General features: G+C 64.1%; 11 protein-coding genes and 1 pseudogene. 8 read left to right on the top strand and 4 right to left on the bottom strand.

From position 1 onward, the window contains the following. Window positions 1–52 precede the first annotated feature (52 nt). Window positions 53–1,678, bottom strand: a complete 1,626-nt coding sequence (locus HK436_RS08810) for an amidohydrolase (RefSeq protein ID WP_173188920.1) — start codon at window positions 1,676–1,678, stop codon at window positions 53–55. Between the two features lie 352 nt (window positions 1,679–2,030). Between HK436_RS08810 and HK436_RS08805 the strand changes: the two genes are divergently transcribed. Beyond that, the gene (locus tag HK436_RS08805) at window positions 2,031–2,969 is read left to right on the top strand and encodes a LysR family transcriptional regulator (RefSeq protein ID WP_173188918.1); all 939 of its coding nucleotides are present in this window, start codon (window positions 2,031–2,033) and stop codon (window positions 2,967–2,969) included. Here the strand turns inward: HK436_RS08805 and HK436_RS08800 are convergent. Beyond that, on the bottom strand, window positions 2,959–3,756 hold the full coding sequence (locus HK436_RS08800; RefSeq protein WP_173188916.1) for a M55 family metallopeptidase: 798 nt from the start codon (window positions 3,754–3,756) through the stop codon (window positions 2,959–2,961). The genes HK436_RS08805 and HK436_RS08800 overlap by 11 nt on opposite strands. Next, a pseudogene (locus HK436_RS08795) lies at window positions 3,753–4,785 on the bottom strand (DmpA family aminopeptidase). Before HK436_RS08795 ends, HK436_RS08800 begins: the two are co-directional and overlap by 4 nt. A gap of 222 nt (window positions 4,786–5,007) precedes the next feature. Here HK436_RS08795 and HK436_RS08790 point away from each other — a divergent pair. Beyond that, window positions 5,008–6,477, top strand: coding sequence for a M81 family metallopeptidase (locus tag HK436_RS08790; protein ID WP_173188915.1), 1,470 nt, complete (start codon window positions 5,008–5,010; stop codon window positions 6,475–6,477). Between the two features lie 16 nt (window positions 6,478–6,493). Here HK436_RS08790 and HK436_RS08785 read toward each other — a convergent pair whose 3' ends face one another. Then, window positions 6,494–7,468, bottom strand: a complete 975-nt coding sequence (locus tag HK436_RS08785) for a phosphotriesterase family protein (RefSeq protein ID WP_173188912.1) — start codon at window positions 7,466–7,468, stop codon at window positions 6,494–6,496. Between the two features lie 158 nt (window positions 7,469–7,626). On the opposite strand from HK436_RS08785, the gene HK436_RS08780 reads away from it, so the two are divergent. The 6 genes from HK436_RS08780 to HK436_RS08755 all read left to right on the top strand — a co-directional run bounded on the left by HK436_RS08780 (window position 7,627) and on the right by HK436_RS08755 (window position 14,017). Then, on the top strand, window positions 7,627–8,541 hold the full coding sequence (locus tag HK436_RS08780; RefSeq protein WP_173188910.1) for a phosphotriesterase family protein: 915 nt from the start codon (window positions 7,627–7,629) through the stop codon (window positions 8,539–8,541). Window positions 8,542–8,575: 34 nt separating this feature from the next. Continuing rightward, the gene (locus HK436_RS08775) at window positions 8,576–9,304 is read left to right on the top strand and encodes a creatininase family protein (protein WP_173188908.1); all 729 of its coding nucleotides are present in this window, start codon (window positions 8,576–8,578) and stop codon (window positions 9,302–9,304) included. Between the two features lie 45 nt (window positions 9,305–9,349). Then, window positions 9,350–10,210, top strand: a complete 861-nt coding sequence (locus HK436_RS08770) for a MurR/RpiR family transcriptional regulator (RefSeq protein ID WP_173188906.1) — start codon at window positions 9,350–9,352, stop codon at window positions 10,208–10,210. Between the two features lie 167 nt (window positions 10,211–10,377). Further along, a complete protein-coding gene (locus tag HK436_RS08765; RefSeq protein WP_173188904.1) occupies window positions 10,378–11,454 on the top strand; it encodes an ABC transporter substrate-binding protein in 1,077 nt (358 codons plus the stop codon). Window positions 11,455–11,540: 86 nt separating this feature from the next. Continuing rightward, on the top strand, window positions 11,541–13,043 hold the full coding sequence (locus tag HK436_RS08760) for a sugar ABC transporter ATP-binding protein (RefSeq protein ID WP_173188902.1): 1,503 nt from the start codon (window positions 11,541–11,543) through the stop codon (window positions 13,041–13,043). After that, entirely contained in the window at window positions 13,040–14,017 is a 978-nt protein-coding gene (locus HK436_RS08755) for an ABC transporter permease (RefSeq protein WP_173188900.1), read from the top strand. Before HK436_RS08760 ends, HK436_RS08755 begins: the two co-directional genes overlap by 4 nt.

Raw genomic sequence — 14,017 nt, 5'->3', positions numbered from 1 at the left:
TTTGTCGTAACCTCCTCAGGCAACGGCCCGCGCAATGAGGCCGCTTTGCCGCTTATCGTGCATCATGAACGACGCGGCCTGCAAGCAAGGTGAGCACGCAGCGCGTGTCATCCCGCAAGGTCTCGGGTGCCGTCTCCACGAGATCTTCGTTGAAGACGGCGATGTCTGCCCACTGTCCCGGCACCAGCCGACCCTTCACGTTTTCCGCCTTCTGCGAATACGCTCCATACTCTGTGAAAACCTGCAACGCCTGCTCACGGCTCAGCGTCTCGGATTCGGAAAGGAGCGTGCCCTTCCATGTCCGGCGAGTGACCATCGTATAAAGGTTCGGGAACGGGTTGGGCGAACACACCGGAGAATCGGATCCCGTCGATGGCTTCAGCCCCATCTCCATCCACGTGCCGATCGGGTATGACCGTGCCCCGCGCTCCTCGCCCAGCACCGAGACGTAGCTGTCGCCGAAATCGTATATGAAGGCCTGTTGCGGCGCGGGCAGGATGCCGGCGGCTTGCATGCGCCGGTTCTGCTGGTCGCTGGGATAGCCGCAATGTTCGATCCTGTGCCGGCGCTCGGCATCCGGAGAGGCCGCGAGCGCCTTCTCATAGGCGGTGATGAGCTGCTCGATGGCGCCGTCGCCGATGGCATGACAGGCCAGCGCGTAGCCCTTGTCGTGATAGTCCTGCACCAGCGCATAGACCTGCTCGTCGGGCAGCATCTGGACGCCGAGATTTTCCGGCTCGTCCTTGTATGGCTCGGTCATCCAGGCGGTGCGGCCACCGGCCGAACCGTCGAGGAAAATCTTCACGGCGCCAACGCGCAGCATGTCGTCGCCCGCGCCGGAGACGAGGCCCATCTTCCAGCAATCCTCGACGATCGACCGTTCCGGATCGCCCAGAAGCGCCAGCCAGACCCGAACGGGCAAGCGGCCCGCCAGCTTCGCCAGTTCGTAAGCGCGGATTTCGGAAAGACCGCCCACCTGTCCGACCGCTGCATCCATCGTGCTGGTGATGCCCAGCGACAGCAGGTAGCGGCCGCCCATTTCGATCGCGTCGACCAGGCGTTCCACCGGCAGTTTCGGGATCGCCGACCTGACCATGCCGATGGCATTCTCGGCCAGCAGGCCGTTCAGGCGGTTGCCGGTCATGCCGATCACACCGCCATCCGGCGTTGGGGTGGATTCGGATACGCCGGCCAGCTCCAGAGCCTTGGAGTTCGCAATTGCGACATGGCCACACGCGCGCGTCACCAGCACGGGATGGTCCGGGGCGGCACGGTCGAGGTCCGCGCGCGTCGGGTGCACCCCGGTATCGAGCTTGACCTGGTCGTAGCCGCGCGCCAGTACCCATTCACCCTTCGGCGTCTGTTGCGCACGCTCGGCAATGGCATCGACAATTGCTTTCAGCGTCGGCGCTGCCGTGGCGGTAACGTCTACCATGCCCATGGTCAGGCCGGTCGCGATGAGATGGAGGTGATTGTCGATCAGGCCGGGGCTTGCAAAGCGGCCCTGCAGATCGACGATTTCCGTCTCCGGCCCCTTGAGCTCCATCATTTCGCCGTCGGTGCCCGTGGCCAGCACCTTGCCCTGCCATACGGCCAGCGCTTGGCAGCGGCCGTCTTCATAGCCGCGCCAGATGTTGCCATTGATCAGGATAAGGTCAGCGAAGATACGACTGGACAAAAAAGCCTCCGAAAATTGACGCCCGCGGCGCCGAAACAAAGCAGGGGATCACAGCGGAGAACCGCCGATGCATCGTGAAGTGATTCTGACTGGCGTCACGCCCCCGCGTACTGCGACGCCGAATGGATTTATACCGAGCCCCGGCCGGTCCCTCCATGCATCCCCGTTATTCTCCTGTGACGGGCATCTTGGCGCGCCCCTTGTCAGAGCCCCAACAGTGGGACCCCGACCGGTGCTTGGCAAATTCGCTTTTGACAAATGACCATGCAAAAACTGCATAATGTGTGCGTTACATCCTTGTCGTCGCTTCCGGGAGTGCCGATAGTGCCGCCGACAGAAAGGGGTGCCTGCGTTGGAAATGAAATGGCTCGAAGATTTTGTGGCGCTGGCCGAGACCTCGAGCTTTTCGCGCGCCGCGGAGCTGCGAAACGTGACCCAGTCCGCATTCAGCCGCCGCATCAGGCAGCTGGAATCGTGGCTGGGTACAACCCTGATCACCCGCGCCACAGTACCAGCCCAGTTGACCTCGGAGGGTCGCGCCTTTCTGCCCGTCGCGCAGGAAACCATCAGCACTTTCTATGCCATTCGCGAAACGCTGCGGCCTTCACCGGGCGCACGGCTCGTGCGCATCGCCGCTCTTCACACGCTCACCTTGACCTTCTTCCCCGAATGGCTGGGTCGGTTGGAGGCCGTCGCAGGCCCCCTCGGCACCTCGTTCATTCCCGACCGGGGCGGGATCGAAGCCAATGTCGAGGCGATGGTCACGGAAGACGCGGATCTGTTCCTCACCTACGCCCATCCCGAGGTACCGCTTCGCCTCGACCGGGCCAAGTTCGAGCACCTGACCATCGGACATGACCGGCTGGTCCCGGTCGCGGCACCGGAGGTCCGCATCTTCGGAACGCCGCACAAGGGAGCGGGCATCCTCGATCGCGCCGTCTCCGGCGATCTCGTCGTGCCATGCCTGTCCTACGGCTATGCGTCCTTCTTCGGGGTAGCCCTCGGGCATCTTCTGGCCAAGCGCCCGCCCTTTGCGCGTCGCACCGTGCACGAGAACACGATCAGTGCCGGGCTCAAGAAGGTCGCCATGACCGGCTTCGGCCTCAGCTGGCTGCCCGAAAGCCTCGTCGCCGAGGAACTGGCGGATGGACGGCTCGTCGTCGCCACCACAATGGACGACTGGCATCTCGATCTCGAGATCCGTCTCTACCGCCAATACGCCAACCGATCGAAACCGGTCGAGACGATGTGGCGTGCGGCCGAGCAGATTCAGGCCGAAATCAACCCTTGATGAACCGCAGGGCACGCATGATGTCGAAGAACTCCCGCGCCTCGAGCGCCACTGCCCGCGGACCGTGCTCGCGCGCTCCGGGGTACCAGCGCGACTGATACGCGTTGACCGGATTGACGAACTCCACGACCACCTCCCACGGTCCCTCCGTCGAGGGAATGCCGCCTGCGCCGCCCGTCAGAGCAGCCTCGACCCCTTCACGAATCAGGCGGCAGGATCGCGCCGGCGCGATGGAATTGGAGGCAGGCCCGGCGCCAAAAAGCGTTTCTACCGTCCCTATGCCGGGTACCATCGCGCGCGCGTCGGCGCAGATGCCGGCGTCTCCGGAAAGAAACGCCGAAGGCACACCGTAGAGCGCCGCGCACAGCGCGTTTACGGTGAACTCCGACGCCACCTCGCCATTCAGAAGCAGGCGCGAGATTTTCAGATTGAACGAGTGGGCAAGCGGATTGTCCTCGGTCCCCGCCTTGGCATGATAGCCGGTATAGATGGCGGCACTGAAGCTCTCGTCCAGGCCGAACATCATACCGTCGGGATGGCCCGACCAGTTGCGCACGATCCGCACATCGTCGCGCAGTCGCTCGACCAGCAGGTTGCGCCCGCTGTCATGCGCGTCCTTGATCACGATCTCGGTCGCTCCGGCGGCCCGCGCGCCGTCGCATGCGGCCAGAACCTCGGCCGTCATCAGGGCGCGATATTCGGGCCAGTCGGCATGGCCGTGGATCGTTTCATCCCAGTGGTTGATGCCGGCCGTGCCTTCGATATCGGCGGAAATGAAAATCTTCATCGTAGCGGGTTCTCCTTGAGCCAATCGGCGAGCGAGGGGTAATGGCGGCCATCGCGGCCTTGTGTTGCAGGCGTCTCACACAGCGCGTTCAGAACAGCTTCCTGCGTCGCCTCGGCGGCGGCGCGGAAGGCGAGATCGATCTTTGCATCGTCCAGACGCCGCTGTGGAGCGAACGCGGCTTGTGGCGCATGCTCGACCGGATCGGCGGTGGTAAAGCAGACGGCAAGGTCCCCGCTGCCATTGCCCCAATACGCGCCAAGCCGCGCCAGCCCCGCGCCTGCGCGACGCGCCACCCGCTGCAACTGACGGTCGCCGAGCGGCAGATCGGTCGCCAGAACCACGATCACCGAGCCTTTTTCCGCCTCGGCATCGCGGGCGGGCACAGGTCGCCGGCCGTCCGGCAGGACCAGTTGCCCAGCCGGCCCGAAATTCGCCAGAACCATCGCCCCCAGCGTGAAGTCCTCGCCATCGATTTGCATCAGCCGGGATGACGTGCCTATGCCGGCCTTGAAGCCGAACGCCGTCATGCCGGTCCCCGCGCCGACCGCACCCTGGGCGAAGCCGCCCGGCCTTGCGGCATCCAGCGCCATATCGGCATCGTGGGGCATAACCGCCATCGCCTGAATGTCGCTGATCCCGCCGTCATTGCATTCGCAGACGAGCGCGTTGACGGTCGACGTGCTGCGGCCGATCTCCGGGTTGGCCGCGACCGCCCTGCGGATCAGCGCCTGCGTGCAGGCGGCCACCCCAAACGTATTGGTCAGCAGGATCGGCGTCTCGATCGTTGCAAGTTCGGCAACCTGCATCAGCCCCGCCGATTTTCCGAAACCGTTGATGACGTCGACCGGGCACGCGGCTTGAGCCGGAAGAGGTCGCCTTTATGCGGCAGGATCGCGGTAACCCCGGTGGCAATCCCGTTGCCAGATATCGTTCGATGCCCCACCGCCACGCCGGTAACATCCGTGATCGCATTGAGAGGTCCCGTGGGCAGCCCCCGATCATCAGCCCCAGTTCGCGCGCTGTCGCCATCCCGTCCCCAGTTCATTGTTCTTGTTCCGCGTGGCGCACCTTTATAGCGGTTGCGGAGAGGAGGTCATCGGTCCAGACACCCCTCACCGCAGGATCAAGCAGCCGGCATCCGTTGACGAGGGGCTCTGGCGCAACGCTATCTGGAGCGTGGATGCTGGCTCCGGCTATAGTTGCACCGTCGCAGCCGACGCCGAAGATATCCAGTTACGAGGCCTCTTGAATATGCCAGCACGCGTCTTGATCGCCGAATTCATGCACGAAACCAATACGTTCAGCGTCCAGAAGACGGACCGTACGAGCTTCGAGAAGGGCACGCTCTATCTCGACAACGAGATATCCGCAGCCTTCAAGGGCACCCACACATTCATGGGTGCGGGGTATGAGGCCACCGAAAAATTCGACTGGTCGATCGTCACACCCCTTGTTGCCGGCGCAACGCCGGCAGGACGAGTAACGGACGCATGTTTCGAGGAGTTTGCCGCGATCCTGCTCGCCGCCGCAGGAGAGGTGGACGGCATCCTCCTGCATCTCCACGGCTCCATGTCCACGCAGAGCCATGACGATGGCGAAGGCGAATTGCTGGCGCGCATGCGGGCCGCCGTCGGGCCGTCCATCCCCATCGTCGTCGTCCTCGATCTGCATGCCACCGTAACGCAGGCCATGGCCGACAACGCCGACGCGCTGATCTCCTACCGCACCTATCCGCATATCGACCAGTACGAGCGCGGGCATCAGGCGGCAGCTCTGCTCGACCGCACGCTGCGCGGCGAAATCCGGCCAAGGGTCGCCGTCGCTCGTCGACCGATCCTCTATGCACTGGATGGCGGTCGGACCACATCCAGACCCATGGTCGAGCTGCTCGCGCGGGCCGATGCGCTCGAAGCGTCGGGAGAGGCGCTGGTCGTCAGCGTCCAGGCAGGCTTCTCGTCTGCCGACGTTCACGACATCGGCCCCTCGATCCTAGTCACGGCCGAGGACAGGAACAGGGCTCAGGAGATCGCGGAAGAACTGATGGACTATGTCTGGCAGGAAAGGCACTGGTCGACGATCACCTTTACGCCGCTCGAGGAAGCGCTTGCCGAGGCGGCCGCGCCGTCGAACGACGACAGGCCTCTGGTGATTTCGGACTATTCCGACAACCCCGGATCGGGCGCCTATGGCGACGCGACGACCCTGCTTCGCTCGATCCTGGAGGCAGGGCTGACCAATGTCGGTTTCCATGCCATTTGCGATCCCGAAGCAGCGCTCAAGGCGCAGGAAGTGGGCGTCGGCAACACGGTTCGCCTGAAGCTGGGCGGCAAGGTCGACCCGTCCATCGGCGGCGCGCCGCTGGATGTGACGGCGGAGGTGGTCACGCTCTCCAGCGGTCGCTTCATCGCCTACGGGCCGATCGGCGGCGGAACATGGCGCAACCACGGCCTCAGCGCGCTTCTGCGGATCGACGGCGTCGAGGTCGCGGTGATCACCAATAACGGACAGGCGACCGATCTGGCGCAGTTCACGTCACTCGGCGTCGACCCGCACCGCAAATCCACGCTTATCGTCAAGTCTATGCAGCATTTCCGCGCTGCCTTCGAGCCGATCGCCCGCAAGGTGATCGAGGTCGACACCGGTGCGCTGTCGACCAAGAACTTCTTCGCTCGTCCCTACAGGCACATCCGGCGGCCCATCTGGCCGCTGGACGAGATTTGACCGGGCCGACGGGGTCTCAGCCCGTAAACGCGAAGGCGCGCTGGGGATTCTCGACGAAGAACTTGTGAACCAGCTTCTCGCCGTCGAAGCCGGCTTCCCCGGCCTCCTCGATGAAGCGCGGTTTCCACTTTTCGAGGATGAAGCCCATGCCCAGCCCGCCCTCGCCATAGCTGGCGAACATCGTCCGCCGGGCGATGTCGCCGCCGACCATGATCTGGTCCTCATGGCCCCAGCGCACGAGGTCCAGAATGCAGCGGGTTCGCACGTCTTCGGAATAATATTTGACCCGCGTGATGCCGTCGAAGGAGAAGAACACGCCGGTTTCGGCCACCTTGCGGTGCAGCCACGGATCCGGGTTGCGGTCCAGGTGCGCGATGGTGAGCCGCGCCGGATCGACCCCTTCCGCCTTGACGAGGTCGAGCTGCTCGAGGGCCATCGTGCCGAGTTCGGTGTGCGAATGGATCGGCGCGCCGGTCTCCTTGTGGGCGTCGAGCACCGCCAGCAATATCTTGATCTCCGACTCGTTCATCGTGTTGTAGCCGGTCCCGAACTTGACGACACCGCCCCTGACATCAGTGCCGTCCATGCCTTCGGTGACCTCGGCGACCACGTGGCGCGCGAGTGCGTCGCGGCTCTGCGAGGCGATCCACTCGTTGAAGGTCATCCCCTTGCCGGGCATCGTGCCCGGCCACATGATCGCCTTGTTAAAACCGGCCGTCGCGATCACCTGCACGCCGGCGGCTTCCGCGATCCGCTTGACGGTGCCGACGTCGCGACCGTAGTCGATCGCCGTGGCGTCGTAGATCGTGCGCCCGCCCGCCTTCGCGAAGAGTTCCAGTTCCGCCTGCGAGGCCTCGGGACTGTCGAGCAGGAGATCGGTATCGCCCTTTTCCTTCCAGAGCTGCGGAATGCAATAGATGTGGTCGTGCGCATAGGTCACGCCCATTTCCGAAGGGTCGATGTCGCCACTCACGGTTCGAACGAAGGCCATGATCCATATCCTTGTGAAAATAGTTTTCTCAAAGATTATAGCTGATTTTCCGGCATCATAAAGTCACAACACGCATCTACGAAAATAATTGCAATGACGCTCGCTTTTGGTAGGTTGGCCATCGCTGCGCCGTTTGCAGCGCAAACCGTGAGAAGCACATGGCCAAGATCCGCACCGTTCTGGGCGACATCGGGACCGACAGGCTCGGGCTCGTCTACACCCACGAGCACCTGATCACCTATCCTCCGGCGGTCCAGAAGGATCGCGATCTCGAACTGTCGAGCTACGAATGCTCGTTGCGCGAGCTGGTCATTTTCAAGGAGTCGGGCGGAACGCTGCTGGTCGAGGCGACGACGCTCGACTACGGCCGCGACCCGTCGGCGATGGCGCGCATGTCCGCCGAGGCGGGTGTGCCGGTCGTCGCCGTTAGCGGCTTCAACAAGGCCGCCTATTTCCCGCGCTGGGTCGAGACGACGCCGGTCAACGGCATCGCCGACAAGCTCGTGCGCGACGTTATGGAAGGCATGGACGGCGGATCGCACAAGGCTGGCCACCTGAAATCCGGCGGCTCCTACAACTTCATCCATGCGCTGGAAGACAAGACGACCCGCGCCGTCGCGCGTGCGCACAAGGAAACCGGCGCGCCTGTCTGGCTTCACACGGAAGCCGGTACGATGGGCCTGGAGATGCTCGATATTCTCGAAAGCGAGGGTGTCGACCTCGAGGCGGTCGTTGTCGGCCACTCCGACCGCAATCCGGACCCGTGGTATCACGCCTCGATCGCCAGGCGCGGCGCGACCGTCCAGTTCGACGGCGTTTCCAAGGTCAAGTACCATCCAGATTCCGTGCGCATCGCCTGCGTGAAGGCCCTGGTCGAGGCCGGCCATGCGTCGCGCCTGATGATTTCGGGCGATATGGGGCGCGCCTCCTATCTTGCCGGCTATGGCGGCGGGCCGGGCTTTGCCTTCATCGCGACGAAGTTCATTCCCCGCATGCGCGAGGAGGGCATTTCGGACGATGTGATCGACACCATCTTCAAGAAGAATCCGGTGCGCTGGCTCGCCCGGTTCTGAGCCTTTGAAACCAACGACCAGCGGCGAGCTATCCATGACTGTCGAAGCCAAGAACCTTTCCCGCGATGCCTTTGCCGCACGCATCGCGCAATTTCCCGCGGTGATCCTGCCTCTCGGCGCGACGGAGCAGCATGGCTATCACCTGCCGCTCGGCGTCGACATCATCCTCGCCGAGGCGCTGGCCGTCCGGGTCGCCGAGGCCACGGGCGCAACCGTGATGCCGGCGATGCCCTACGGCTATTCCTGGGTATGGCGCGACGCACCGGGCTCGGTAACGGTTGAATCCCGCACGCTTGAGGATGTGATCGTCCAGATCGCGGAAAGCCTCGCCCGTCACGGCGTCCGGCACGTGTTCCTGATAAACGGGCACGAGGCGAACGGCGCCACGATGAAATACGCCTCCCGCCGCCTATGGGACCATGCCGGCGTCAAGGTCTGGCGGCTGTTCTATCCGGATCTGGGCACCGTGATGGCCGAGCACTGCGAAAGCCCGACCTGGCACGGCATCGTCCATGCCTGCGAGTTCGAGACGTCGCTCATGCTCGCCGTCGCTCCGCACCTTGTCGACATGGACAAGGCAGTCCGGGAATATCCCGACCGTGACCGCGGCTATTTCCAGGGCGGTCGCCCCATGGGCGAGCTCAGCGAGAGCGGCGTTTTCGGAGACGCCACGCTTGCCACTGCCGAGAAGGGCGAGGCGATGCTCTCGATCTTCGTGGACTCCATGGCGCGCGCCGTCCGCGAGATTTGCGCGGAAGCCTGACGTGGTCCATATCGGTCCCATCGCCAAGTCGATCCAGGACCGATCATGAACGACGTCTTCAGCCGCATTTCCAAGATTTATCCCGGGCTGAAGAAGGCCGAGAAGAAGATCGCCGACCTCATCCTCGCCGATGCGGATTTCTTCCTGCGCGGCTCGATTACCGATGTCGCCGAGGCTGCCGGTGTCTCGGCCTCCTCGCTCACCCGTTTCAGCAGGCTCCTCGAGGTCGAAGGCTTCCGTGAACTGAAGCTGTCGATCGCGCAGGCCAAGAGCGCCCAGAGCCCCTACTACCACCAGTCGATCCAGGCTCTCGACGAGGTCGAGATCGCCGGCGGCAGGCTGGAATATCTCTATCTCCAGCAGGTCGTTGCCTCGCTGAACTCGACCTTCACCCGCCTCAACCCGGAAGCGCTGGTCGACGCCATCCGCGCGATACGCTCGGCAAGGCGCATACGCACCTTCGGTGTAGCCGTGTCCGGCCTCATCGCCTCGGAAACGGCAATGCGTCTCATGCGGCTTGGCCTGGAAGCCACCTATGTGGCCGACTCGCATTTCATGCGCATCGCCTCCAGCCTGCTGGGCGTTGGCGACGTCGCCATCTGCATTTCGCACACCGGCCATTCGCAGGAAGTGCTCGACGCAGCCGACATGGCCCATCGCCAGGGCGCACAGGTGCTTTGCATGACCGCACCGCATACGCCGCTTTCGCGCAAGGCCGACATCCTCCTGGAAATATCCGTCTTCGAGGAGATCGACATCTACACCCCGTCGATCTCGCATTTCGCCTACCACTATGTCATCGGGCTGCTGGCATTCCATATCGGACAGTCGGCCGAACTGGACCGGGAAGGCCTTCTTGCCAAGATCAAGGCGGGCCTTGCGCGCGGCCAAAGCCCTGAGTCCTAACAATGAAAATTTTTGCATGAAAAAATATAGCAAATTCAAAGTGATATAAAGTCGTGAGCCGAAAAGGAAAATCTTTACATTTCTGGCTGGGCTGTTAGAGTTTCCTCGATGGAAGCTGGCGTCGCTCATCGTTGCGGGGGCGCCGGTCAACGCAAAGGGGAACTGCAATGAGATTTTCCGGCATCTGCACGGGCGTGGCGCTCGCACTTCTCACCCAGGCTGCCCACGCGCAGACCGAGGTGAAGCTTCATCCCGGTCTCGGGCCCGCCGAGGGCGCCGAACTCGTCGACGTCTCGCGCTATGAAGCGCGCCGCGACGGCAAATATACGATCGGCTTCTCGAACGTCTTCACCGGCAATAGCTGGGTCGTCCAGCTTCTTGCCGAAGCCGAATGGCGCGCCGCCCAGTTTCCCGAGATCGAGCGCTATATCGTCACCGACGCCAATTTCGACCCCTCGAAGCAGGTGGCCGACGTCGAGGACATGCTGGCTCAGGGCGTCGACGCGATCGTCATCAACCCGACCTCGCCGGTTGCCGTCGTGCCCGTGCTCGAGAAGGCCTATGACGCAGGCGTAGCCGTAATCATCGTCGCGGCCGACGCCGAGACGGAGAAGGCGACCGTCCGCATCCTCGCCGATCAGGTCAAGTTCGGTCGCGACGGCGGCGAATTCCTCGCCGAATCCATGGGCGGCGAAGGCAAGGTTATCGCACTGCGCGGCATCGCCGGCATCTCGGTCGACACCGACCGCTGGGCGGGCGCCGCGGAGGTTTTCGAAAAGCATCCGGGCATCGAGGTCGTCGGCGAGGTCTACGCGCAGTGGGCCTATGACCAGGGCCGCCAGGCGTGCGAGAGCCTTGCGCTGGCTCACCCGCAGATCGACGGCGTGTGGTCGTCGGGCGGCGCCATGACGCAGGCTTGCATCGAGGTCTTCAACGAGCTGGGCCGCGATCTCGTCCCGATGACCGGTGAGGCCAATAACGGCTTCTTCGGCGCATGGAAGGACAACCAGTCTGCCGGCTTCGACTCGATCGCACCGCAGAACCCCACCTGGATGGTTGCCGAAGGTGTGGCCGCCGCCGTGGGCGTGCTCAATGGCCAGGACATCTACGGCGAATACAAGGTCGTCGCCGAGCCCTATACCTCGGCCGACCTCGATGAGCTCTATCGTCCGGATCTGAACGATTCCTACTGGGTGGGCTCCATCCTGCCCGACGATAAGCTGAAGGAACTCTACGGCAACTGAGGCTATCATCATCCTGTCGGCCCGGCCTTGCCGGGCCGATGGCATGCGCGGCACGCTGCGCAAATCTGTGATTTAGTTTGGATGCGATGGTGGCTGCCACTCCCCTGATCCAGGTCGAAGGCCTCAGCAAGAGCTTTGGCCCGGTCAAGGCCCTGCGCGACATGCAGCTCGTCGGCCACGCTGGCAAGGTTCATGCCGTCATGGGCGAGAACGGAGCCGGCAAATCGACGCTGATGAAGCTGCTTTCGGGCGTGTTCAGGCCGGATGCCGGAACGATCCGCCTGCGTGGCGAGACGGTCCAGTTCAACCATCCCAGCGATGCGCATCACGCCGGCATTTCCACCATTTTCCAGGAATTTTCCCTGCTGCCCAACCTGTCGGTGGCGGAAAACCTCTTTCTCGGCCGCACCGGCGAAAACGGCAGGGCCGTCGGGCGCGGCGAGATGAAGGCGAGGACGGTCGCCGCACTTGCCGCGCTCGACCTTCGCATCGATCCCGACCGGCGGGTCGGCGCACTGAGCGTCGGCCAGCAGCAGATGATCGAGATCGCCAAAGGGGTCCTCGCCGACGCGTCGGTCTTCATCTTCGACGAGCCGACCGCCGCGCTTGCCTCGCACGAAGTCCAGACCCTGTTTGCGTTGATCCGCAGGCTCGCCGGCGAAGGCAAGGTCATCTTCTACATCTCCCATCGGCTGAGCGAGATCTTCGCGATCTGCGACGACATCACGATCATGAAAGACGGCGCATTCGTCCGTTGCGTGCCGGCGGCGGAAACGGACGTCGACGAGGTCATCCAGGGCATGGTGGGCCGCCCCATCGAGGAGCTCTTCGAGCCGCGCGCCGCGCAACCCGGACCCGTGTTGCTCGCCGCAAAGGATCTGCGCGGAGAGGCGTCGCCGCATCCTCTGTCGCTCGAAATCCGCGAGGGCGAGATCGTCGGGATCGCAGGCCTGGAAGGCCAGGGCCAGCAGGAGCTTATGCGCCTTCTGGCGGGCTTCGACAAAGCCGATGGCGGCTCGCTCGTCCTCGGCGGCAATGCGATCGAGGGGCACTCGGAGCGTCGGCGCATGGCGGCGGGCATCGGCTTCGTCCCGGAAAGCCGCAAGGATGACGGGCTGTTCCTGTCGCTCGACATCGGCGCCAACATGGCCACGGCCGCCATCGCGCGGCGTGGGATTCTGTCTTGGGTTCCCGGCATGCGGCAGCAGGTCGGCGGCATCATGAAGGACCTTGCCGTCAAGGCGCCGGACGCACGAACGGCGGTCGTCGATCTTTCGGGCGGCAACCAGCAGAAGGTGGTGCTGGGCCGCTGGCTGCTTGCGGGCGCCCGTATCCTTCTCTGCGAGGAACCGACGCGCGGCGTCGATGTCGGCGCCAAGCGCGAAATCTACCGCCAGCTCAGGCAGTTCGCCGCCGGCGGGCGCGGAATACTCGTCACGTCGCGCGAACTGCCAGAACTTATCGGCCTCTGCGACCGTCTTCTTGTCATCCGCGACGGCAGGATCGTCGCCGAGGTTCCGGCCGAGGGCGCGACCGAGAGCGAATTGCTGCGGGCGGCCTTGCCTGCCGTCGAAAGCCAGGCGGCATGAGCGCCGCATCGCCAAGTGCCCCGCGCAGGCTTCTTGCCCGCTTCCGGCAGGATGCGTTCTGGTACCGCCAGCGCGGCGCGGCCTTGTCCTTCGCGATCCTGGCGTTGATGCTGGCCGCGCTGTCGGTCATCGTGCCCCAGAGCTTCTATTCCGGCACGAACCTGTCGAACCTTGCGGGCCAGCTCGCACCCCTCTTTCTCGTCTCGCTGGGCCAGACCTTCGTGCTTCTGGGCGCCGGGTTCGACCTCTCCGTCGGCGCGGTTATTTCGCTGACCTCGGCCATTCTGACGCTGGATCTGGCCGACCCGGTCAAGATACCGCTCGCTTTCGCCGCGGCCGCTACCGTCGGGCTCGCCAATGGTATGGGCTGCGTCTATCTGCGCGTTCATCCTATCATCATGACGCTGGCGACCAGCTCGATCGTGCAGGGCATCGCCCTGATCCTCCTCCCCACGCCCGGCGGCGTTGCACCGCGCGCACTTGTCGGGCTGGCGTCCGGTTCGTTCCTCGGCCTTCCCGCCGGCTTCTACTGGATCGTCGCCGGCGTCGTCGCCGCGATCTGGCTGATGCACGGGACCGGCTACGGCGTGAAGCTCTATGCGACGGGCCAGAACCCGCAGGCCGCCTGGATAAGCGGCATCGCAGCGCCGAAAATCCGCGTATCGACCTATGTGATCTCGTCTCTGGCGGCCGCGCTCGCCGGTGCCTACCTGACCGGACGCCTCGCGTCGGGCGACCCCAATGTCGGCAGCGCACTGGGGCTCGATAGCGTCCTGGGCGCGGCTCTCGGCGGCACGCTCCTCTCCGGAGGCGTCGGCGGTCCGATCGGAACCATTGCCGGCGTGCTCATCATCGGCATTCTTAACAACGGGCTCAATCTGGCTGGCGTATCGCCCTACTACCAGTTCGTCGTGAAAGGCACGATGCTGATTGCCGCCGTAAGCCTCTTCCGCAGACGCGAGGCCGGCCTGTGA

The organism is Neoaquamicrobium sediminum (assembly GCF_013240295.1).
Taxonomy (GTDB): Bacteria; Pseudomonadota; Alphaproteobacteria; order Rhizobiales; family Rhizobiaceae; genus Aerobium; species Aerobium sediminum.
The sequence above is the reverse complement of the archived record's forward strand: the minus strand, read 5'-3'. Positions and strand labels throughout refer to the sequence as shown.

Excerpts from the sequence above, each read along its gene's own strand:
- HK436_RS08800 (WP_173188916.1), bottom strand. The coding sequence starts at position 3,756 with ATGAAGATTTTCATTTCCGCCGATATCGAAGGCACGGCCGGCATCAAC.
- HK436_RS08790 (WP_173188915.1), top strand. The coding sequence starts at position 5,008 with ATGCCAGCACGCGTCTTGATCGCCGAATTCATGCACGAAACCAATACG.
- HK436_RS08785 (WP_173188912.1), bottom strand. The coding sequence starts at position 7,468 with ATGGCCTTCGTTCGAACCGTGAGTGGCGACATCGACCCTTCGGAAATG.
- HK436_RS08780 (WP_173188910.1), top strand. The coding sequence starts at position 7,627 with ATGGCCAAGATCCGCACCGTTCTGGGCGACATCGGGACCGACAGGCTC.
- HK436_RS08775 (WP_173188908.1), top strand. The coding sequence starts at position 8,576 with ATGACTGTCGAAGCCAAGAACCTTTCCCGCGATGCCTTTGCCGCACGC.
- HK436_RS08770 (WP_173188906.1), top strand. The coding sequence starts at position 9,350 with ATGAACGACGTCTTCAGCCGCATTTCCAAGATTTATCCCGGGCTGAAG.
- HK436_RS08765 (WP_173188904.1), top strand. The coding sequence starts at position 10,378 with ATGAGATTTTCCGGCATCTGCACGGGCGTGGCGCTCGCACTTCTCACC.
- HK436_RS08760 (WP_173188902.1), top strand. The coding sequence starts at position 11,541 with ATGGTGGCTGCCACTCCCCTGATCCAGGTCGAAGGCCTCAGCAAGAGC.
- HK436_RS08755 (WP_173188900.1), top strand. The coding sequence starts at position 13,040 with ATGAGCGCCGCATCGCCAAGTGCCCCGCGCAGGCTTCTTGCCCGCTTC.